21 protein-coding genes and 1 pseudogene are annotated in these 19,327 nt (G+C 72.4%); 12 read left to right on the forward strand and 10 right to left on the reverse strand.

Annotated elements, in window-relative coordinates; translation table 11 throughout:
* Nucleotides 1-159: 159 nt before the first annotated feature.
* From ACFXGA_RS19235 to hemW, 4 genes are all read right to left on the reverse strand, one after another.
* The gene (locus ACFXGA_RS19235) at nt 160-894 is read right to left on the reverse strand and encodes a 16S rRNA (uracil(1498)-N(3))-methyltransferase (protein WP_378089647.1); all 735 of its coding nucleotides are present in this window, start codon (nt 892-894) and stop codon (nt 160-162) included.
* A complete protein-coding gene (dnaJ, locus tag ACFXGA_RS19240) occupies nt 891-2,042 on the reverse strand; it encodes a molecular chaperone DnaJ (RefSeq protein WP_378089649.1) in 1,152 nt (383 codons plus the stop codon). Before dnaJ ends, ACFXGA_RS19235 begins: the two co-directional genes overlap by 4 nt.
* Nucleotides 2,043-2,124: 82 nt before the next feature.
* Nucleotides 2,125-3,147, reverse strand: a complete 1,023-nt coding sequence (gene hrcA / locus ACFXGA_RS19245; RefSeq protein ID WP_378089651.1) for a heat-inducible transcriptional repressor HrcA — start codon at nt 3,145-3,147, stop codon at nt 2,125-2,127.
* 188 nt (nt 3,148-3,335) lie between these two features.
* Nucleotides 3,336-4,550 (reverse strand): radical SAM family heme chaperone HemW, encoded by a 1,215-nt coding sequence (gene hemW, locus ACFXGA_RS19250; protein WP_378089653.1) that lies wholly within the window; start codon nt 4,548-4,550, stop codon nt 3,336-3,338.
* A gap of 291 nt (nt 4,551-4,841) precedes the next feature.
* On the opposite strand from hemW, the gene ACFXGA_RS19255 reads away from it, so the two are divergent.
* Genes ACFXGA_RS19255 through ACFXGA_RS19295 form a run of 9 tightly spaced genes read left to right on the forward strand, consistent with a single transcriptional unit; the run spans nt 4,842 to nt 13,084 of the window.
* Entirely contained in the window at nt 4,842-6,524 is a 1,683-nt protein-coding gene (locus ACFXGA_RS19255) for a nitrite/sulfite reductase (protein ID WP_378089655.1), read from the forward strand.
* Nucleotides 6,521-6,679, forward strand: coding sequence for an Insertion element protein (locus tag ACFXGA_RS19260; RefSeq protein WP_123743578.1), 159 nt, complete (start codon nt 6,521-6,523; stop codon nt 6,677-6,679). Before ACFXGA_RS19255 ends, ACFXGA_RS19260 begins: the two co-directional genes overlap by 4 nt.
* Nucleotides 6,676-7,377, forward strand: a complete 702-nt coding sequence (locus ACFXGA_RS19265; protein WP_378089657.1) for a phosphoadenylyl-sulfate reductase — start codon at nt 6,676-6,678, stop codon at nt 7,375-7,377. The genes ACFXGA_RS19260 and ACFXGA_RS19265 overlap by 4 nt, the downstream gene beginning before the upstream one ends.
* A complete protein-coding gene (gene cysD / locus ACFXGA_RS19270; RefSeq protein ID WP_378089659.1) occupies nt 7,374-8,279 on the forward strand; it encodes a sulfate adenylyltransferase subunit CysD in 906 nt (301 codons plus the stop codon). The genes ACFXGA_RS19265 and cysD overlap by 4 nt, the downstream gene beginning before the upstream one ends.
* A complete protein-coding gene (locus tag ACFXGA_RS19275; RefSeq protein WP_378089661.1) occupies nt 8,280-9,617 on the forward strand; it encodes a sulfate adenylyltransferase subunit 1 in 1,338 nt (445 codons plus the stop codon).
* A 14-nt stretch (nt 9,618-9,631) separates the two neighbouring features.
* Complete coding sequence (locus tag ACFXGA_RS19280; RefSeq protein ID WP_378089663.1) at nt 9,632-10,687, forward strand: ABC transporter substrate-binding protein; 1,056 nt, start codon at nt 9,632-9,634, stop codon at nt 10,685-10,687.
* 21 nt (nt 10,688-10,708) lie between these two features.
* Entirely contained in the window at nt 10,709-11,497 is a 789-nt protein-coding gene (locus tag ACFXGA_RS19285; protein WP_378089665.1) for an ABC transporter ATP-binding protein, read from the forward strand.
* On the forward strand, nt 11,484-12,356 hold the full coding sequence (locus tag ACFXGA_RS19290; protein ID WP_378089667.1) for an ABC transporter permease: 873 nt from the start codon (nt 11,484-11,486) through the stop codon (nt 12,354-12,356). The genes ACFXGA_RS19285 and ACFXGA_RS19290 overlap by 14 nt, the downstream gene beginning before the upstream one ends.
* Nucleotides 12,353-13,084, forward strand: coding sequence for a sirohydrochlorin chelatase (locus ACFXGA_RS19295; protein WP_378089669.1), 732 nt, complete (start codon nt 12,353-12,355; stop codon nt 13,082-13,084). Before ACFXGA_RS19290 ends, ACFXGA_RS19295 begins: the two co-directional genes overlap by 4 nt.
* A 373-nt stretch (nt 13,085-13,457) precedes the next feature.
* Here ACFXGA_RS19295 and ACFXGA_RS19300 read toward each other — a convergent pair whose 3' ends face one another.
* Together ACFXGA_RS19300 and ACFXGA_RS19305 are read right to left on the reverse strand one after the other, a co-directional pair.
* Nucleotides 13,458-13,946, reverse strand: a complete 489-nt coding sequence (locus ACFXGA_RS19300; RefSeq protein ID WP_378089670.1) for a MarR family winged helix-turn-helix transcriptional regulator — start codon at nt 13,944-13,946, stop codon at nt 13,458-13,460.
* Nucleotides 13,947-13,969: 23 nt separating this feature from the next.
* The gene (locus ACFXGA_RS19305) at nt 13,970-14,593 is read right to left on the reverse strand and encodes a DJ-1/PfpI family protein (RefSeq protein WP_378089672.1); all 624 of its coding nucleotides are present in this window, start codon (nt 14,591-14,593) and stop codon (nt 13,970-13,972) included.
* 63 nt (nt 14,594-14,656) lie between these two features.
* Here ACFXGA_RS19305 and ACFXGA_RS19310 point away from each other — a divergent pair, with 63 nt between their 5' ends.
* Nucleotides 14,657-15,433, forward strand: a complete 777-nt coding sequence (locus tag ACFXGA_RS19310) for an enoyl-CoA hydratase family protein (protein WP_378089674.1) — start codon at nt 14,657-14,659, stop codon at nt 15,431-15,433.
* Nucleotides 15,434-15,513: 80 nt separating this feature from the next.
* Here the strand turns inward: ACFXGA_RS19310 and ACFXGA_RS19315 are convergent, their stop codons facing one another.
* Genes ACFXGA_RS19315 through ACFXGA_RS19325 form a run of 3 tightly spaced genes read right to left on the reverse strand, consistent with a single transcriptional unit; the run spans nt 15,514 to nt 16,459 of the window.
* Nucleotides 15,514-15,783 carry a barstar family protein gene (locus ACFXGA_RS19315; RefSeq protein WP_378089676.1) on the reverse strand — a complete coding sequence of 90 codons (270 nt, stop codon included), beginning with the start codon at nt 15,781-15,783 and terminating at the stop codon, nt 15,514-15,516.
* Nucleotides 15,780-16,211, reverse strand: a complete 432-nt coding sequence (locus ACFXGA_RS19320) for a ribonuclease domain-containing protein (RefSeq protein WP_378089678.1) — start codon at nt 16,209-16,211, stop codon at nt 15,780-15,782. Before ACFXGA_RS19320 ends, ACFXGA_RS19315 begins: the two co-directional genes overlap by 4 nt.
* Before the next feature lie 11 nt (nt 16,212-16,222).
* A complete protein-coding gene (locus tag ACFXGA_RS19325; protein WP_378089680.1) occupies nt 16,223-16,459 on the reverse strand; it encodes a hypothetical protein in 237 nt (78 codons plus the stop codon).
* A gap of 68 nt (nt 16,460-16,527) precedes the next feature.
* On the opposite strand from ACFXGA_RS19325, the gene ACFXGA_RS19330 reads away from it, so the two are divergent.
* Together ACFXGA_RS19330 and ACFXGA_RS19335 are read left to right on the forward strand one after the other, a co-directional pair.
* Nucleotides 16,528-17,496, forward strand: coding sequence for a zinc-binding alcohol dehydrogenase family protein (locus tag ACFXGA_RS19330; protein WP_378089682.1), 969 nt, complete (start codon nt 16,528-16,530; stop codon nt 17,494-17,496).
* 139 nt (nt 17,497-17,635) lie between these two features.
* On the forward strand, nt 17,636-19,084 hold the full coding sequence (locus ACFXGA_RS19335) for an amino acid permease (protein WP_378089684.1): 1,449 nt from the start codon (nt 17,636-17,638) through the stop codon (nt 19,082-19,084).
* Here ACFXGA_RS19335 and ACFXGA_RS19340 read toward each other — a convergent pair.
* Nucleotides 19,043-19,231: pseudogene (locus ACFXGA_RS19340) on the reverse strand (DUF885 family protein); the annotation flags it as partial. The gene ACFXGA_RS19335 and the pseudogene ACFXGA_RS19340 sit on opposite strands and share 42 nt — an antisense overlap.
* Nucleotides 19,232-19,327: the final 96 nt, after the last annotated feature.

Genomic DNA, 19,327 nt, shown 5'->3' on the forward strand with positions numbered 1-19,327 from the left:
GACCTGGGGGTCGTCCCACCGCGACGCGGCGGCGCCGGACCGAGGGGGGAGGTGTCCGGCGAGTCGGTCGGAGCGGCTGATCGCGGCTAGGCGAATGCAGCCCCTCTGCCATGAGGGTAACCCCTGAGTCAGGTGTTCGCCAGAAGGGAGCAAGGCCCATTACCGCCAGCGATCGGTCAGCACACCCAGCGCACCCAAAGCGACCGCGGCGGCGGTCGACGCCCGCAGAACGGTGGGTCCGAGTCGCACGACGTGCGCGCCTGCCGCGGTCAACGCGGACAATTCCTCGTCGGTGATGCCGCCTTCCGGTCCGACGACGAGCAGCACATCGCCCGAAGAGGGCAACTGAACCGATCCGAGCGCCGCCGAAGAGGATTCGTGCAAAACCAGTGTGGCCGCCGCGGAAGCCGCCAACCGCGCGAGTCCGGACGTCGAAACGGGTTCCGCGACCGACGGCACGCGGGCCCGCCGGGCCTGCTTGGCCGCCTCGCGCGCGGTGCTGCGCCAGCGTTCGAGGGCCTTCGCGCCGCGCGGCCCGTCCTCCCACTTCGTCACGCAGCGCGAGGCGCGCCACGGCACGACGCCGTCCACGCCCGCCTCGGTGGCCAGTTCCACGGCCAGCTCGCCCCGGTCGCCCTTCACCAGCGCCTGCGCCACGACCACGCGCACGGACGGCTCGGGCACGACCCAGCGCTCGACGACCCGCAGCCGCAGGGCGTCCTTCACGGCCTCGGTGACCACGCACCGCACCTGCGCGCCCGTGCCGTCGGAGAGCACCAGCTCCTCCCCCGCCCGCAACCGGCGCACGGTGGCCGCGTGCCGCCCCTCGGGGCCGTCGAGGACGGCCTCGTCACCGGGCGGCAGCGCGGCGACCAGGAAGACCGGCAGCGTCACCGGTGGTTGCGGCCGGACCGCAGCCGCGAGAACAGCCCGCCGCCGCCCTTGCCGTTGTGCGCGAGCGTCGGCTCGTCCTCGCCGCGCACGACGGCCAGCTCGCGCAGCAGTTCGACCTGGCGCGCGTCCAGCTTGGTCGGCGTGACGACCTCCAGGTGCACGTGCAGGTCGCCGCGGCCGTCGATGCGGCCGCTGGACCGCAGCCGGGGCATGCCGCGCCCGGTGAGCACCAGCTCGGTGTTCGGCTGGGTGCCGGGCTCGATCTCCAGCTCCTCCTCGCCGTCCAGCGTCTGCAGCGGCAGCACCGCGCCCAGGGCGGCGGTCGTCATGGGGATGCGCACCGAGCAGTGCAGGTTCGCGCCGTCGCGCTCGAAGACCTCGTGCGGCACCTCCTCGACCTCGACGTAGAGGTCGCCGGCCGGCCCGCCGCCGGGGCCGACCTCGCCCTGGCCCGCGAGCCGCACCCGCATGCCCTCGGCCACGCCGGCCGGGATCTGCACCGAGATGGTCCGCCGGGAGCGGACCCGGCCCTCGCCCGCGCACTGCTGGCACGGGTCCGGGATGACCTCGCCGAGGCCGCGGCACACCGGGCACGGCCGCGCGGTCACGACCTGGCCGAGGAACGAGCGCTGCACCGACTGCACCTCGCCCCGGCCGCCGCACGTGTCGCAGCGCACCGGGGACGAGCCCTCGGCGCAGCCGCTGCCCACGCACCGGTCGCACAGGATGGCCGTGTCGACGGTCAGCTCGCGCGACGCGCCGGCCGCGCACTCCTCCAGCGTCATCGAGAGCCGGATCAAGGCGTCGGAGCCGGGTTGCACGCGGCTGCGCGGACCGCGCCCGCCACCGCCGCCCGCGCCGAAGAACGCGTCCATGATGTCGCCGAGACCGAACCCCGCGAACGGGTCCCCGCCGCCGCGCATCCCACCGCCGCCGGGCTCCAACGGGTCGCCGCCCAGGTCGACGACCTGCCGCTTCTTCGGGTCCGACAGGACCTCGTAGGCGGCGGTCACCTCCTTGAAGCGCGCTTCCTCGTTGGGGTTGACGTCGGGGTGCAGCTGCCGCGCGAGCTTGCGGTAGGCGCGCTTGATCTCGTCGGGAGTCGCGTTCTTGGCGACCCCGAGCGTGCCGTAGTAGTCCCTCGCCACCGTGTTTCCTCCTGCGAACGCGCTTCGACACGCGCTCGCTCGCTTGCGGAACGTCCTTCGGGACCGCGGTGTTCCCCCGCCGTCACCGTCCGGTCAAGATCTCACCCACGTAGTTGGCGACCGCTCGCACCGCCGCCATCGTGCCGGGGTAGTCCATGCGGGTCGGCCCGACCACGCCCATGCCGCCGAGCAGGTTGTCCCGGCTGCCGTAGCCGATGGACACGACCGAGGTGCTGCGCATCTCGGCCGCTTCGTTCTCCTCGCCGATGTGCACCAGGATCCGGCCGGGGTCGCGGGCCGCGGCGAGCAGCTTGAGCACCACGACCTGCTCCTCCAGCGCCTCGAGCACCTGGCGCAGCGAACCGGGGAAGTCTGCCACGTTGCGGGTGAGGTTCGCCGTGCCACCCAGGACCAGGCGTTCCTCGGGGTGCTCCACCAGCGACTCGATGAGCACGGTGCTCACCCGCAGCACGATGTCGCGCAGCTCGCCCGGCGCCTCGTCGGGCAGCTTGGCGACCTCCGCGGAGGCGTCGGACAGGCGCTTGCCGACCATCGCGCCGTTGAGCATGGCCCGGATGCGGGCCACGTTGTCCTCGCTGATCACGTCGCCGAGGTCGACCGAGCGCTGGTCGACCCGGCCGGTGTCGGTGATCAGCACCAGCATCAGGCGCGCCGGGGTGATCGCGAGCACCTCGATGTGCCGGACGGTGGAGCGGCTGAGCGTGGGGTACTGGACGACGGCGACCTGGCGGGTCAGCTGGGCCAGCAGGCGGACGCTGCGGCGCAGCACGTCGTCGAGGTCGTAGGCGCCCTCCAGGAAGTTCTGGATGGCCTTGCGCTCGGGCGTGGACAGCGGCTTGACCTCGCTGAGCCGGTCCACGAACAGCCGGTAGCCCTTGTCGGTGGGCACGCGGCCGGCGCTGGTGTGGGGCTGGGTGATGTACCCGTCCTCCTCCAGGGAGGCCATGTCGTTGCGGACGGTCGCGCTCGAAACGCCGAGGTTGTGCCGCTCCACCAGGGCTTTGGAGCCGACCGGCTCCTGGTTCGACACGTAGTCGGCGACGATCGCGCGCAGCACTTCGAACCGGCGCTCATCGGCGTTCACGCGCGTCACCTCCAGGGCGTACCTGCCTGCTTCACCTTGAGTTTACGGACGTCGGGGCACGGATCGGAAAACAAAGTCGCCGAGCTTCGGCTCACCCCGGTTGCGTCCGGTGCGCTCAACCCCGTCCGGGGGCGTGACGGCGGCGTTCCCGGCGGTCGGGTGCGCCGCGGATCACCGGGTGTCGGCCGTCACGTCAGCCGGCGCACCACGGCGTCGGCGAGCAGGCGGCCCCGGTCGGTGAGCACGCAACGGCCGCGGTCCAGGGCGGCCGGGTCGAGCAGGCCGTCGTCGGCGGCGATCTTGGCCTCGGCGCGGCCGTCGTCGTCCAGCACGTCCAGGGGCAGGCCGGTGGCCAGGCGCAGCTCCAGCAGCACGCGTTCGACGCGGCGGTCGTCCTCGTCGAGCACCTCGCGTCCCGCGGCGGGCGAGAGGCCGGAGGCGAGCAGCCCGCTGTACTTCGCCGGGTGCTTGACGTTCCACCAGCGCACGCCGCCCACGTGGCTGTGCGCGCCGGGGCCCGCGCCCCACCAGTCGGCGCCCTGCCAGTAGAGCAGGTTGTGCCGGCACGCGGCGTCGGCCGACGCGGCCCAGTTCGACACCTCGTACCAGCGCAGGCCGTGTTCGGTCAGGGCCGCGTCGATCAGCTCGTACTTGTCCGCGAGCACGTCGTCGTCGGGCATGGGCAGCTCGCCGCGGCGCACCCGGCGGGCCAGCGCGGTGCCCTCCTCCACGATCAGCGCGTAGGCGGACACGTGGTCCACGCCGGCCTCGCGGACGGCGTCCAGCGAGGAGCGGAGGTCGTCGGCGGACTCGCCCGGCGTCCCGTAGATCAGGTCGAGGTTCACGTGCTCGAACCCGGCGGCGCGGGCCTCGCGGGCGGCGGCCACCGGGCGGCCCGGGGTGTGCGCGCGGTCGAGCACGGCCAGCACGTGCCGGGCGGCCGACTGCATGCCGAGCGACACCCGGGTGTAACCAGCGTCACGGATCGCGGCGAAGAAATCGGGCGAGGTGGACTCCGGGTTGGACTCGGTGGTGACCTCCGCGCCGGGCGCGAGGCCGAACGAGGAGCGCACCGCGTCGAGCACGTCGGCGAGCCCGGCCGCGCCGAGCAGTGACGGTGTGCCACCCCCGACGAACACCGTTTCCGCCGGCGGTGCGACCCCCAACACGGTCGCCGCGAGGTCCAACTCGCGCCGCAGGCCCTCCAGCCACGACGCCGGGGAGGCGGATGTGCCCAGCTCACCGGCCGTGTAGGTGTTGAAGTCGCAGTAACCGCACCGGGTCGCGCAGAACGGCACGTGCACGTAGACCCCGAACGGGCGGTCACCGAGACCGGTGAGCGCGGACGGGGGCAGCGAGCCGTCGGGGGGCGCCGGGTCGCCGGTCGGCAGGGCGGAGGGCATGGCCCCATTGTCCCATCTACCAGCAGCGCAACCCCGTCCCACGATGCGGATGGCGGTGGACCACGGGGTGGACGCGTGGCACGCTGACCGACATGACATCGACCGGAGTGCGCCTGGTGGTCCGCCGCCACGTCGACTTCCGTCGTGTCTCCAGCGCGATGTGCCGTCGCTCGGCATAACCCGCGCCTGCCTTTTTGTTCCCGTCGGCGCCGGGTGCGCTGACGAGACCCCCACCACGGCTCCACCGGGACTCGCACGCGCACCAGCGCCCCGAAACCCCGGAGGACGAGGATGGTCCCCCCGACGACGACGCCTCAGCGCCCCAAGCAGCGCCGAGGTGAGGGGCAGTGGGCGCTGGGCTACCGCGAGCCGCTGAACCCCAACGAGCGGAGCAAGAAGGACGACAACCCGCTCAACGTCCGGTCGCGGATCGAGAACATCTACGCCCGCGGCGGCTTCGACTCCATCGACCCGGCCGACCTGCGCGGCCGGTTCCGCTGGTACGGGCTCTACACGCAGCGCAAGCCCGGCATCGACGGCGGCCGCACGGCCACGCTGGAGCCGGAGGAGCTGGACGACGAGTACTTCATGCTGCGCGTGCGCATCGACGGCGGGCGGCTGACCACCCGGCAGCTCGCGCTGATCGGCGAGCTGTCCCAGACCTACGCGCGCGACACGGCCGACATCACCGACCGGCAGAACGTGCAGTACCACTGGATCCGCATCGAGGACGTGCCGACCATCTGGGAGAAGCTGGAGGACGCCGGCCTGACCACGATGGAGGCGTGCGGCGACAGCCCGCGCGTGATCCTCGGCTCGCCGGTGGCGGGCATCGCCGCGGACGAGGTGGTGGACGGCACGCCCGCGATCGAGGAGGTGCTGCGCCGCTACATCGGCGACCCCCGGTTCGCGAACCTGCCGCGCAAGTTCAAGACCGCGATCTCCGGGCTGCCGGACGTGGCGCACGAGATCCACGACGTGGCGTTCGTCGGCGTGGAGCACCCCGAGCACGGACCGGGCTTCGACGTGTGGGTGGGCGGCGGCCTGTCGACCAACCCGATGATCGGCAAGCGGCTGGGCGCGTGGGTGCCGGTGGACGAGGTGCCGGACGTGTGGGAGGGCGTGGTCAGCGTCTTCCGCGACTACGGCTACCGCCGCCTGCGGCACCGGGCCCGGATCAAGTTCCTGGTCGCCGACTGGGGCCCGGAGAAGTTCCGGGAGGTCCTGGAGACCGAGTACCTCAAGCGCAGGATGATCGACGGCCCCGCGCCGGAGAACCCCGCCGTGCCGCGCGACCACATCGGCGTGCACCGGCAGAAGGACGGCCTCTACTACGTCGGCGCGGCCCCGATCGCGGGCCGGGTGAGCGGGTCCACGCTGGTCGAGGTGGCCAAGGTGGCCGAGCGGGCGGGCTCGGGCCGGGTGCGGCTCACGCCGCAGCAGAAGCTGGTCGTGCTCGACGTGCCCGAGGGCGAGGTCAAGACCCTCCAGGCCGACCTGGCGAAGCTCGGGCTGCAGACCGAGCCGTCGCCGTGGCGGCGCGGTGTGATGGCCTGCACCGGCATCGAGTTCTGCAAGCTCGCGATCGTCGAGACCAAGGCCCGCGCGGTCGAGCTGGTGGCCGCGCTGGAGTCCCGGCTCGCCGACGTCGTGGCGGGCGTCACCGAGCCGATCTCGGTGCACATCAACGGCTGCCCGAACTCCTGCGCCCGGATCCAGACCGCGGACATCGGCCTGAAGGGGCAGATCGTCACCGACGCCGAGGGCCGGCAGGTCGAGGGCTTCCAGGTGCACCTGGGCGGCGGGCTGGGCCTGGACGCCGGGTTCGGCCGCAAGCTGCGCGGCCACAAGGTCACGGCCGCCGAGCTGTCGGACTACGTGGAGCGCGTGGTGCGCAACTTCGTGGCCAAGCGGGAGCCGGACGAGCGCTTCCCCCAGTGGGTCGCCCGCGCCGACGAGGACGACCTGAAGTGAGCGAGCGCGCCACCCCCTTCTACTGCCCGTACTGCGGCGACGAGGACCTCCGTCCCCAGGAGGAGCCCGGCCACTCGTGGCTGTGCGCCTCCTGCCGCCGCGTGTTCACCGTCAAGTTCGTTGGTCTCAACCTTCCTCAGGAGGTGCAACGATGACCGCCCCCACCAGGGTCGAGGAACTGAAGGTGATCGCCGAGGCCGCTTCGGTCGAGCTGGCGGACGCCAGTGCCGAGGAGGCGCTCGCGTGGACCGCCCGCACGTTCGGCGAGAGCTGGATCGTCGCGTCGAACATGCAGGACGCCGTCCTGATCGACCTGGCCACCAAGGTCAAGCCGGACGTGGACGTGCTGTTCCTGGAGACCGGCTACCACTTCGCCGAGACCATCGGCACGCGGGACGCCGTGGACCTGGTCTACCCGGACGTGCGGATCGTCAACGCCGCGGCCGAGCAGTCGGTGGCCGAGCAGGAGGCGCAGTTCGGCCCGCTCAACCGGACCGACCCGAACCGGTGCTGCCACCTGCGCAAGGTCATCCCGTTGCAGCGCACCCTGAAGGACTACGACGCGTGGGTCACGGGCGTGCGCCGCGTGGACGCGCCGACCCGGGCGAACACGCCGATCGTGCAGTGGGACGAGCGCAACGGGCTGGTCAAGGTCAACCCGATCGCGCCCTGGTCCGACGACGAGTTCAACGCCTACATCGCCCGCCACGGCATCCTCGAGAACCCCTTGGTGCAGGCGGGTTACCCCTCCATCGGCTGCGCGCCCTGCACCGCGAAGCCGCTGCCCGGGTCCGACCCGCGCAGCGGCCGGTGGGCGGGCCTGGCCAAGACCGAATGCGGGTTGCACGGATGACCACCGCGACAGTCCTCGACACGCTGGACCGCCTGGAGTCCGAGGCGATCCACATCTTCCGCGAGGTGGCGGGCGAGTTCGACCGGCCGGTGATCCTGTTCTCCGGCGGCAAGGACTCCACCCTGCTGCTGCACCTGGCGGTCAAGGCGTTCTGGCCCGCGCCGGTGCCGTTCCCGCTGCTGCACGTGGACACCGGGCACAACTTCGACGAGGTCATCGAGTTCCGCGACCGGGTCGTGGCGCGGCACGGGCTGCGGCTGGAAGTCGCCCGGGTGCAGGACTACATCGACGACGGCCGGCTGGCCGAGCGGCCCGACGGCACCCGCAACCCGCTGCAGACGGTGCCGCTGCTGGACGCGATCACCACGCACCGGTTCGACGCGGTGTTCGGCGGCGGCCGGCGCGACGAGGAGCGCGCCCGCGCCAAGGAGCGGATCTTCAGCCTGCGCAACGCCTTCGGCCAGTGGGAGCCGCGCCGGCAGCGCCCGGAGCTGTGGAACCTCTACAACGGCCGGCACCGCCCCGGCGAGCACGTCCGGGTGTTCCCGCTGTCCAACTGGACCGAGCTGGACGTGTGGCGCTACATCGCCCGCGAGGGCATCGAGCTGCCGTCGATCTACTACGCCCACCGGCGCGAGGTGTACCTGCGCGACGGGATGTGGCTCGCGGAAGGCCCGTGGGGCGGCCCGCGCGAGGGCGAGGAGCTGGTCGAGAAGACCGTCCGCTACCGGACCGTCGGCGACGGGTCGTGCACCGGCGCGGTCGAGTCCGACGCCGCCGACATCGACGCCGTCATCGCCGAGGTGGCGGCCAGCAGGCTCACCGAGCGCGGCGCGACCCGCGCGGACGACCGGCTGTCCGAGGCCGCCATGGAAGACCGCAAGCGGGAGGGCTACTTCTAGATGAGCGACCTGTTGAGGTTGGCGACGGCGGGCAGCGTGGACGACGGCAAGTCCACGCTGGTCGGCAGGTTGCTGTACGACACCAAGTCGGTCCTCGCGGACACGCTCGACGCGGTGCACCGCGCCAGCGCCGACCGCGGCCTGACCACCCCCGACCTGTCGCTCCTGGTGGACGGCCTGCGCTCGGAGCGCGAGCAGGGCATCACCATCGACGTGGCCTACCGCTACTTCGCCACGCCGAAGCGCTCGTTCGTGCTGGCCGACACCCCCGGTCACGTGCAGTACACCCGCAACACGGTGACCGGCGCGTCCACCGCGCAGCTCGGCGTGCTGCTGGTCGACGCGCGCAAGGGCGTCATCGAGCAGACCCGCCGGCACGCGGCCGTGCTGGCGCTGCTCGGCGTGCCGCGCCTGGTGCTCGCGGTCAACAAGATCGACCTGGTGGACTTCGACGAGCTGACGTTCACCCGCATCGCCAAGGAGTTCACCGCCCACGCCACGGCCCTCGGGTACGACGAGGACGCCGTGGTGGAGATCCCGGTGTCGGCGCTGGCGGGCGACAACGTGGTGGAGCGCTCCACGCGCACGCCCTGGTACGACGGCCCCACGCTGCTGGAGCACCTGGAGTCGGTGCCGGTCGAGTCCGATCCCCGGGACGCGCCGCTCCGCTTCCCGGTGCAGTACGTGATCCGGCCGCGCACCCCGGAGCACCCGGACTACCGCGGCTACGCGGGCCAGGTCTCGGCGGGCACCGTGCGGGTCGGCGACGAGGTCGTCGTGCTGCCCGGCGGGCTGCGCTCCACCGTGACGGGCATCGACACCGCCGACGGCCCGCTGGAGGAGGCCGCCGCGGGCCAGTCGGTGACCCTGCTGCTGGCGCACGACCTGGACATCGCGCGCGGCGACCTGATCGCCGGCGCGACCCGGCCGCCGAGGGTGACCGACGAGTTCGACGCCACCGTGTGCTGGCTGTCGGAGAAGGCGCTCACGCCCGGCGCGCGGGTGCTGGTCAAGACCGGCACCCGGACCGTGCAGGCGATCGTGACCGAGCTGCGCACCCGGTTCGACGAGCAGCGGCTCGCCACCACCGACGCGCCCGGGTCCCTGTCGCTCAACGAGATCGGCCAGGTCGCGCTGCGCACCGCCGAGCCGATCCCGGTGGACGACTACGCGGAGGACCGCCGCACGGGCGCGTTCCTGGTGATCGACGCGGGCGACGGCAGCACGCTGGCCGCCGGGCTCGTGGGCGCCCCGCTGCCCGAGGTGGACGGCGTGGACGACGCGGACGGCGACACCGCCGAGCCGGACAGCCACGCCCTCGTCTCCCCCGGTCCGTGAGAGGTCGCGCGACCATGGGCCCGGGACGCCGCCTCACCAGGACGCTGGCAGCGCTGACGGCGCTGGTGGTGCTCGCCGGGTGTTCCCGGATCGACCGCGGCGACTCCGCCGCCGACGCCCGCGACCTGGGCGCGGCGGCGCAGGTCCGCCTGGGCTACTTCCCCAACGTCACCCACGCCGCCGCGCTGATCGGCGTCGACCGGGGGTTCTTCGCCCGGGAGCTGGGCGGCACCAGGCTCACCACCCAGACCTTCAACGCCGGTCCGGCGGCGGTGAACGCGCTGCTCGGCGGCTCGCTGGACGTGTCGTTCATCGGGTCCGGCCCGGCCGTCAACGCCTACGCCAAGTCCGACGGGCAGGCGGTCCGGCTGGTCGCCGGCGCGACCTCGGGCGGGGCGCAGCTCGTGGTCAGGCCGGACGTGACCACGCCCGCCGACCTGCGCGGCAAGGTGCTCACCGCGCCGCAGCTCGGCAACACGCAGGACGTGGCGCTGAAGAAGTGGCTGGCGGGCGAACGGCTCGACACGCAGGTGACCAACGTCGAGAACGCCCAGTCGCTCGACCTGTTCCAGCGCGGCGACGTCGACGGGGCCTGGGCGCCCGAGCCGTGGTCGTCGCGGCTGGTGCTGGAGGCGGGCGCGAAGGTGCTGCTCGACGAGGCGTCGCTGTGGGACGGGGGCCGGTTCCCCACCACGGTGGTCCTGGTGCGGACGAGGTTCCTCAAGGAGCACCCGGCCACGGTCGAGGCGCTGCTGCGCGGCCACCTCGCCGCCACCCGGTTCGCGCGGGACCACGAGGCCGAGGCCAAGCAGGTCGTCAACGACGCGCTGGCCCGGCTCACCGGCAAGGCGCTGGCCGGCCCGGTGCTCGACCGGGCGTTCGACCACATCGAGCTGACCCTCGACCCGCGGGCCGGGAGCTTCCTGCGGCTGGCGCAGGACGCGGTGACCGCGGGTGTGGCGAAGAAGGCCGCGAACGTGGCCGGCCTCGCCGACTTCACGCTGCTCAACGAGGTGCTCTCGGCGGCGGGCGAGCCGACCGTGGACGCCGCCGGGCTGGACCGCAAGTGACTCGAGGAAGGCAGGCACGCCATGACCGCCACGCTTGAGAACCCGCCGGCGGTGTCCCGCTCGGACGCCGCGGTGACCCTGTCCGGGGTCCGGAAGGTCTTCGGCCACGGCGCCAACGGCGTCGTCGCGCTCGACGGCGTCGACCTCTCGGTCGCCCCCGGCGAGTTCGTGTGCCTGCTCGGCGCGTCCGGCTGCGGCAAGTCCACCCTGCTGAACCTGGTCGCCGGGCTGGACGAGCCGACGTCCGGCCACATCGAGCTGACCACGTCGCGGCCCGCCGTGATGTTCCAGGAGGCCGCGCTGATGCCGTGGCTGACCGCGGCGCGCAACGTCGAGCTGCCGCTGCGGCTCGCGGGCGTCAAGCGCGGCGCGCGGCGGGCGAAGGCCGGCGAGCTGCTGTCGCTGGTGCGGCTCGTCGGCGCGGGCCACAAGCGCCCGCACGAGCTGTCCGGCGGCATGCGGCAGCGCGTGGCGCTGGCCCGCGCCCTGGCGTCCACGCTGGGCAGCGCCGGGGACGGCACTCCCGGCCTGCTGCTGATGGACGAGCCGTTCGCCGCGCTCGACGCCATCACCCGCGACGTGCTCCAGGCCGAGCTGGTGCGGGTGTGGCGGGAGACCTCGACGGCGATCGTGTTCGTCACGCACGACGTGCGCGAGGCCGTGCGGCTGGGTCAGCGGGTCGTGCTGCTGTCCTCCCGGCCCGGCCGCGTGGTGCGCGAGTGGTCCACCGCGGACCACGACGAGCCGGCGCTCATCGACGACATCACCACCCACCTGCGCGAGATGATCAGCGGTCATGCAGCGGCTTGACCCGGACCTCGCGGCGGTCGGCGCGGGCCTCGACGCGCTGGACGCGCCCCCGTCGGAGCGGCGGGCGTCGTTCGGCAGGCGGTTCCTCCGCACCGCCGTGCCGCCGCTGATCGCGTTCGCCCTGCTCCTGGGCGTGTGGCAGGCGTTGTGGGCGCTCGCGTTCTGGCCGGAGTACCAGCTGCCCGCGCCCGGGACGGTGTGGGCCGCGGTGGTCGAGGCGGTGCGGACCGGCCGGGCGTTCGAGGTGCTGTGGACCTCGGTCAGCCGCGCCGTGCTCGGCTTCCTCACCGCCGTGGTGATCGCCACCCCGTTGGGGCTGCTGATCGCCAAGGTGCGGGTGGTGCGCGCGGCCATCGGGTCGTTGCTGACCGGCCTGCAGTCGCTGCCGTCGGTCGCGTGGGTGCCGGCGGGCATCCTCTGGTTCGGCGCGACGCCCGCGACCATCTACTTCGTCGTGCTGATGGGCTCGGTGCCGTCGATCGCCAACGGCCTGGTGTCGGGCATCGACCAGATCCCGCCGCTGCTGCCGCGGGTCGGTCAGGCCCTGGGCGCGACCCGGCTGGCCGCGGCCCGGCACATCCTGCTGCCCGCCGCCCTGCCGGGCTACCTGGCCGGGCTGAAGCAGGGCTGGGCGTTCTCGTGGCGCTCGTTGATGGCGGCGGAGATCATCGCCACGTCGCCGCAGCTCGGCGAGGGGCTGGGCCAGTACCTGCACAACGGCTCGGCGTTGAACGACATCTCGGTGGTGATCGCGGCGATCTTCCTGATCCTGCTGGTCGGCGTCGGGATCGAACTGCTGGTGTTCCGACCGTTGGAGCGGATCGTGCTGCGTGCGCGCGGATTGACGGGTGCCCTGTGACCGCGTTGGTGGCCGTGGCGCACGGCAGTCGGGACCCCCGGTCGGCGGCCGTGGTGCACCAGTTGTTGGACGTCGTGCGGGCGCTGGCCCCGTCGCTGGACGTGCGCGGCTCGTTCCTCGACCTCTCGGTGCCCCTGCTGGGCGACGTGCTGCGCGGGGCGCACGCGGACGGCCACCGCTCGGCCGTCGTCGTGCCGCTGTTGCTGGGGAAGGCCTACCACGCGCGCGTCGACGTGCCGGGCGCCGTGGCGGACGCCCGCCTGCCCGGCATGGACGTGGCGATCGCCGACGTCCTCGGCCCCGATCCCCGCCTGGAGTCCGCCGCCCTGCGCCGGCTGGCGTCGGTGGGCGTGCGGTCCCGCGACCGCACGCTGGGCGTGGTCCTGGCCGGCGCCGGGTCGTCGCACGCCCCGGCCAACGCGCTGGTGTCCTCGATCGCCGCGCGGTGGGCCGCCGGCGCCGGGTGGGCCGGCGTGGAACCCGCCTTCGCCGCCTCCGCCCAGCCCGACGTGCCGACGGCGGTCGCGCGGTTGCGGGCGCGGGGCGCCCGGCGGATCGCCGTGGCGTCGTGGTTCCTGGCTCCGGGCTTCCTGCCGGACCGCGTGACGCGGTTGGCGGGCGAGGGCGCGATCATCGCGCCCCCGTTGGGACCGGACCCGGAGGTGGCGGAGCTGATCCTGCACCGGTACGACGCGGCGTTGAGTGGTCGGTGGGCGGAGAGCGCTTGATCGGGTCGGGGTTGTGGAAACGCTGACAAGCGCCCTCCCCGAACAGGCAGATCAACAAACCATCACGCTCCTCCGGGATGTAGAGCCCTCGCACGACAAAGCGGCTCACCGGCCCCGTTACGCGTCCGTGCCGGCCTTCCTCCACAAGAGGAGGGCTTCGTGTCATCCCGCCGACCTGGCGCAGCCCTACCGCACGTGTCAAGGGGGCGCTGTGCACGTCTTGCCCGTTCGTGCGCTGATGTCGCCCCCTTGACGCGTGTGGTAGCCCTCCGGGAGGTCGGCGGGATGACACGAACCCCGGACCCACAACCCAACGGGACATCCAGGCGGGGTTGTCCATCCTGCTGATCTGCCCGTCCGGCGAGGACGCTTTTCACCGCTCTTGATCTTCGGGCTCCGCGTCCAACGCCTCCACCAACCGTTCCATCACCTTCAGCGTCGTGCGCAGGTCATCGAGGTCCACCTGACGCGAGATGCGGTTGGTGAACGCGTGCTGCGCCCGCGCCAACCGCGACACCGCCTCGTACCCCGCCCCCGTGGGCCGGAACAGCTTCGCGCGCTTGTGCGCCGGGTTGGGCAGGTACTCGGCCAACCCCTTCTCCACCAGCAGATCCGCGATGCGCTGCACGCTCTGCCGGGTCAGGCTCATCTCCCGGGCGATGCCCGACACCGGCAACGGCTGCCGCAGGACCGCGCCGAGCACCTGCCACCAGGCAGCCGTCAACCCGACCGGCTTCGTCATCACCTCCGCCGCCTCCAGGAACCCGCCGTACAACCGGAACGTGCGCATGATGACCTCGGTCAGCACGTCCCCGGCCTCCGTCCGGGGCTCGACCTCCCCGCTCACCGCGTCCCCGCTCACGGCGGCCCCCACGACACCCCCGCTCACGACACCGCCTGCACCAGCTTGCCGAACCACTCCGGGTCCCCCGTCCGGTACAGCCCGTACCACGCCTCCAGCACGGCCGGCTCGTACAGGTCCAACTCGGCGAAGATCTCCCGCGCGAACTCCAACGACGACGCCGCGCCGGCCGTGATCAACCCACCCGACCGCACCGCGCGCTCCGCGCTGAACAGCGACGACCCGGTGTACCCGGGCACGGCCTCCAACTGCTGCACCACGTTCCCGCCGTGCGGCCGGTCGTTCAGCAGCCCTTCCGCCGCCAGGCCGATCGTCGCGCCGCAGATCGCCGCCACCGGCACGCCGGCGTCCAGCCACCGCCGAGCCGCCTTCGCGAACGCCGCGTTGGCGCCGCTCTCCCAGGTGTCCGCGCCGGGCAGGATCAGCATCGCGCTGTCCGCCGGGTCGATGTCCTCCAGCGCCAGGTCCGGCGTGATGCGCAGCCCGCCGATGGACGTGACGGGGTCGAGCGTCGCCCCGACGGTCCGCACCCGGTACAGGCCCGGCGCCTTCTGGAACTGCGGCGTGTTGATCTGCGCCACCGCGTGCCCGAACTCCCAGTCGGCCAGCGTGTCGTAGAGGGCGAGGTGGACCGTCTTCGTTGTCATGACAGCATCCTGTCATCTTGACAGCACACTGTCAACCAACGCCGCACCGTTAGAGTGCCGCCCATGGCAGACGAGCTGGTCCACTACGAGGTGCGGCGTGGCATCGCGACGATCACGCTGGACTCACCTCACAACCGCAACGCCCTGTCCGCCCGGCTGCGCGCCGAGCTGACCGCGCACCTGGAGACCGCCACGGCCGACGACGCCGTGCGGGTGATCGTGCTGAGCCACACCGGACCGGTGTTCTGCTCCGGCATGGACCTGAAGGAAGCGGGCGGCGCGAGCGCCGACCAGCAGGGCGTCAACGAGTTCCCCGCGATCCTGCGACAGCTCTGGACCAGCCCGAAGCCGGTCGTCGCCCGCTTGAACGGCCCGGCCCGCGCGGGCGGCGTCGGCCTGGTCGCGGCCTGCGACATCGCGGTGGCGGTGGACACGGCCACGTTCGCGTTCAGCGAGGTGCGCATCGGCGTCGTGCCGGCCGTCATCTCGGTGACCGTGCTGCCGCGCCTGCTGCCGCGCGCCGCGCACGAGCTGTTCCTCACCGGCGAGACGTTCGCCGCGCCGAAGGCCGTGGCCATCGGCCTGATCAACGCCGCGGTGCCGGCCGACGACCTGGACGCCGAGGTCACCCGCTACACCGACATGCTGGCGCTGGGCGCGCCCAACGCCCTGGCCGCGACCAAGCGGATGCTCCGGGAACCCCGGTCGAACGACCTGGACGAGGTGTTCGCCGACATGCTGGCCCTGTCCGCCCGGCACTTCGGCGGCCCCGAGGGCCAGGAGGGCATCGCCGCGTTCGTGGGCAAGCGCAAGCCGTCGTGGGTGCCGACCGACGACTGACGCCCCGCACGCGCGGCCGAGCCGGGCGAACCCCTCCGACGAAGACCGGACCAAACCAGACCGGACGGGACGGGACGGGACTAGTCGGTGTAGACGACGGTCAGCACCCGGTCGCCCAGCTCGGCCGTGCGCGCCACCGCGTCCGCCAGCACGGCCTCCACCTCGGCGTTCCCGCCTTCCCACTCCAGCACGTGCTCGCCCTCGGGCAGCCACGACAGGTCGGTCAGGCAGTCGTGCAGCGCGTCGAGGTTGTGCCCGAACCAGGCGGGGAAGCTCAACGCGTCCGCGATCGCCGCGATGGCGGCCTGCTTCGAGCGCGCGCCCCGGCGCACGACGTGGCGGTAGGTCATTTCCTCACATCCACGACGACGAACGACCCGTAGTGGTCGGGCGTGTAGTACACCTCGTCGGACGACCCGGTCACGAGCCGCCGCGCGCCGCGGTCGTCGCTGCCCGGCGTCGGCACCGTGTACTCCCGGTAGTAGTCCGCCGGCTTGGCGGGCAGCCGCTTCTCCCGGTTCTGGAACGTCGTGCCGTCGTTGCGCGGGTACGGGAACGGCCCGCCGCGCCCGATCAGCTCCCAGGTGGCCCGCACCTGCTCGGGCAGCCGCGACAGCGCCTCGACCGGCAGCCCCGAGTCCGCGCCGGGCACCCCGGAGGCCGCGACCGAGGCCGGCGCGGGACCCGAGGAGCCGGTGAGGTCCTTGGCGAAGTAGCCGACCACGACGAGCGCGATCAGGCCGATCAGTGCGACGGAGAGCCGCCGGGCGGGAGTCACGGTCCCAGAGCCTACGAAGGACCGCTCGCGTCCACCGCCGGGGGTTGCGGCCCGTCACCGGCCCGGTCGACCTTCGGCACCGGGTTGAACCTGGTCGACGCGTTGTCCACCACCCGGTCGATGAGCCGGGCCGCGCCCAGGCACAACGGCAGCAGCACGCACATGAGCAGTCCGAACTGGAACGGGAACGCGAGCTGCGCCAACCACAGCTCGACCCCGTCCCACCACTGCTCGAACGCGTCCACCACGCCACCGAGCCTAGTCCCGTGACGTGCTTCACCGCACACGGATCGCTACCACTCGGTAAGTTGCCCGCATGTTCGCCGTCTACGCAGCCGAGCCGAGCCCCGAAGACCCGATCGCCGCCCTGCGCGTGGGCGAGCGGCCGGACCCCGAAGTCCCCGCCGGGTGGGTGAAGGTGGCCGTGCGGGCGGCCAGCCTGAACATGCACGACCTGTGGACCCTGCGGGGGGTGGGGATCAAGCCGGACCAGTTCCCGATGATCCTGGGCTGCGACGGCGCGGGCGTGCTGGAGGACGGCACCGAGGTCGTGCTGCACTCCGTGATCGGCGACCCGGACTGGACGGGCGACGAGACGCTGGACCCGCGCCGCACGCTGCTCACCGAGAAGCACCAGGGCACGTTCGCCGACTACGTCGTCGTCCCGAAGCGCAACGCGCTGCCCAAGCCCGCGGGGCTGAGCTTCGCCGAGGCGGCGTGCATGGGCACGGCGTGGCTGACCGCGTACCGGATGCTGTTCGTGAACTCGGGCCTGCGGCCGGGCCAGACGATGCTCGTGCAGGGCGCGTCCGGCGGCGTCTCGACCGCGTTGGTGCAGTTGGGCCGCGCGGCGGGCTTCCGCGTGTGGGTGACCGGCCGCACGGAGGAGAAGCGCGCGCTGGCCGAGAGCCTGGGCGCGCACCGGTCGTTCGAGTCCGGCGCGCGCCTGCCCGAACGCGTGGACGCGGTGTTCGAGACCGTCGGCAAGGCCACCTGGTCGCACTCGATGAAGGCGCTCAAGCCGGGCGGGACCCTGGTGATCTCCGGCGCGACGAGCGGTGACGCGTCGGCGGCCGAGCTGCCGCGGCTGTTCTTCCTGCAACTGCGGGTGGTGGGCTCGACCATGGGCACCCGGCAGGAGCTGGCCGACCTGCTGTCGTTCTGCGACCTGACGGGCCTGCGCCCGCAGATCGGCGCCGAGCTGCCGTTCGAGCGGGCCGAGGAGGGGATGCGCGCGATGCTCGACGGCGAGACCGCGGGCAAGATCGTCTTCTCGCGGAGCTGAGGACGACCGCCGCCGCCCTCGGCTCAATCGTCCATCCGCACAAGATCCGGTTCCCCGAATGGTGCGATCGAACAAACCCGGTGACAGTTGACCGGCGTACGGTTCGCCGCACACCAATTCCACCGAGGGAGCTGGACGAATGACGGTGCAGGACGGATTCGGCCGGGGCAGCGGCGTCTTCCGCCGCAAGCCGATCGAGCAGATCAGTGACGAGAAGACGGCGCTGACCCGGACCCTCGGGCTCTGGCAGCTCACCGCCATCGGCGTCGGCGGCATCATCGGCGCCGGCATCTTCTCCCTGGCGGGCGCCGTGGCGAACCAGACCGCGGGCCCGGCCGTGCTCATCTCGTTCCTGGTCGCGGGCATCGCCAGCGCCGCCGCCGCGTTCTCCTACGCGGAGTTCGCGGGCCTGATCCCCAGGGCCGGCTCGGCCTACACCTACGGCTACGCCGTGCTCGGCGAGATCGTCGGCTGGTTCATCGGCTGGGACCTGCTGCTGGAGTACACCGCGATCGTCGCCGTGGTCGCCATCGGCATCAGCGGCTACTTCAACGAGCTGCTGAACCTGCTCGGCATCGACCTGCCGGTGTGGATGCTCGGCGCGCCCGGCACCGAGGGCACGGGCGTCGCGGCGGGCAGCTACAAGGTCAACCTGTTCGCCGTGCTGCTGTGCCTGCTGATCGCGTTCGTGCTCAACCTGGGCATGAAGAACGCGGCCCGCTTCGAGACGACCCTGGTGTACCTGAAGGTCGGCGTGGTGCTGCTGGTCATCGTGGTCGGCGCGTTCCACATCAACACCGACAACTACAACCCGTTCTTCCCGTTCGGCGTCTCCGGCGCGCTGACCGGCGCGGCCACCGTGTTCTTCGCGGTGTTCGGCTACGACGCGATGAGCACGGCCGCCGAGGAGTCCAAGGACTCCCAGCGGCACATGCCGAAGGCGATCATCTACTCGCTGGCCATCTCGATGGTGCTGTACGTGCTGGCGTGCCTCGTGCTCACCGGCATGGTCAACTACAAGGACGTGGACTCGGAGAGCGCGTTCGCCTCCGCGTTCGCCGACATCGGCCTGCCCGCCCTGGGCATCGTCATCTCCGTCGGCGCGGTGCTGGGCATCACGACCGTGCTGTTCACCTTCCTCATGGGCGCGGCGCGGGTCGGCTACTCGATGTCGCGCGACGGGCTGCTGCCGAAGTGGTTCGCCAAGACCCACCCCGTCAAGCACGTGCCGACGCGCACCACGTGGGTGCTCGGCATCGCGTCCGCCGTCATCGCGGGCTTCCTGCCCATCGCCGAGGCCGCCGAGCTGACCAACATCGGCATCCTGCTGGCGTTCGTGGTGGTCTGCGTCGCGGTCATCGTGCTGCGGTACAAGCAGCCGAACCTGCCACGCACGTTCAAGACGCCCGGCATGCCGATCGTGCCGATCATCGGCGTGGTGTTCTCGCTGTGGCTGATCACATTCCTCGCGCCGGAGACCTGGCTCCGCTTCGCGGTGTGGTTCGCCATCGGCCTGATCGTCTACTTCGCCTACAGCCGGCGCAGGTCAGTCCTCAACGACCCCGCGCCCGTCAAGACCGAGGACTGAGTCGCACCAGTCCTCCACCACGTCGGCGAGCACGGCCATCGGCAACGGGCCGCCGCCCAGCACGACGTCGTGGAACGCCCGGATGTCGAAGCGGTCGCCCAGCCGCCGCTCCGACTCGCCGCGCAGGCGCTGGATCTCCAGCCGCCCCCCCCCCAAGACGAACCACCACCCCGGGCGCGGCAGAAGAACGCCCCACGCCACACAGCAACTATCACACGCACAGAAACCCCCAAACCCCCGCGA

The organism is Actinosynnema sp. NPDC059335 (assembly GCF_042752395.1).
Classification (GTDB): Bacteria; Actinomycetota; Actinomycetes; order Mycobacteriales; family Pseudonocardiaceae; genus Actinosynnema.

What these genes read in the sequence shown, in the direction of transcription:
- ACFXGA_RS19310 (WP_378089674.1), top strand. Translation starts at nt 14,657, where the DNA reads ATGGCAGACGAGCTGGTCCACTACGAGGTGCGGCGTGGCATCGCGACG.
- cysD (WP_378089659.1), top strand. Translation starts at nt 7,374, where the DNA reads ATGACCACCGCGACAGTCCTCGACACGCTGGACCGCCTGGAGTCCGAG.
- ACFXGA_RS19330 (WP_378089682.1), top strand. Translation starts at nt 16,528, where the DNA reads ATGTTCGCCGTCTACGCAGCCGAGCCGAGCCCCGAAGACCCGATCGCC.
- ACFXGA_RS19255 (WP_378089655.1), top strand. Translation starts at nt 4,842, where the DNA reads ATGGTCCCCCCGACGACGACGCCTCAGCGCCCCAAGCAGCGCCGAGGT.
- ACFXGA_RS19305 (WP_378089672.1), bottom strand. Translation starts at nt 14,593, where the DNA reads ATGACAACGAAGACGGTCCACCTCGCCCTCTACGACACGCTGGCCGAC.
- ACFXGA_RS19290 (WP_378089667.1), top strand. Translation starts at nt 11,484, where the DNA reads ATGCAGCGGCTTGACCCGGACCTCGCGGCGGTCGGCGCGGGCCTCGAC.
- ACFXGA_RS19315 (WP_378089676.1), bottom strand. Translation starts at nt 15,783, where the DNA reads ATGACCTACCGCCACGTCGTGCGCCGGGGCGCGCGCTCGAAGCAGGCC.
- ACFXGA_RS19335 (WP_378089684.1), top strand. Translation starts at nt 17,636, where the DNA reads ATGACGGTGCAGGACGGATTCGGCCGGGGCAGCGGCGTCTTCCGCCGC.
- ACFXGA_RS19285 (WP_378089665.1), top strand. Translation starts at nt 10,709, where the DNA reads ATGACCGCCACGCTTGAGAACCCGCCGGCGGTGTCCCGCTCGGACGCC.
- ACFXGA_RS19265 (WP_378089657.1), top strand. Translation starts at nt 6,676, where the DNA reads ATGACCGCCCCCACCAGGGTCGAGGAACTGAAGGTGATCGCCGAGGCC.
- ACFXGA_RS19275 (WP_378089661.1), top strand. Translation starts at nt 8,280, where the DNA reads ATGAGCGACCTGTTGAGGTTGGCGACGGCGGGCAGCGTGGACGACGGC.
- hemW (WP_378089653.1), bottom strand. Translation starts at nt 4,550, where the DNA reads ATGCCCTCCGCCCTGCCGACCGGCGACCCGGCGCCCCCCGACGGCTCG.
- ACFXGA_RS19280 (WP_378089663.1), top strand. Translation starts at nt 9,632, where the DNA reads ATGGGCCCGGGACGCCGCCTCACCAGGACGCTGGCAGCGCTGACGGCG.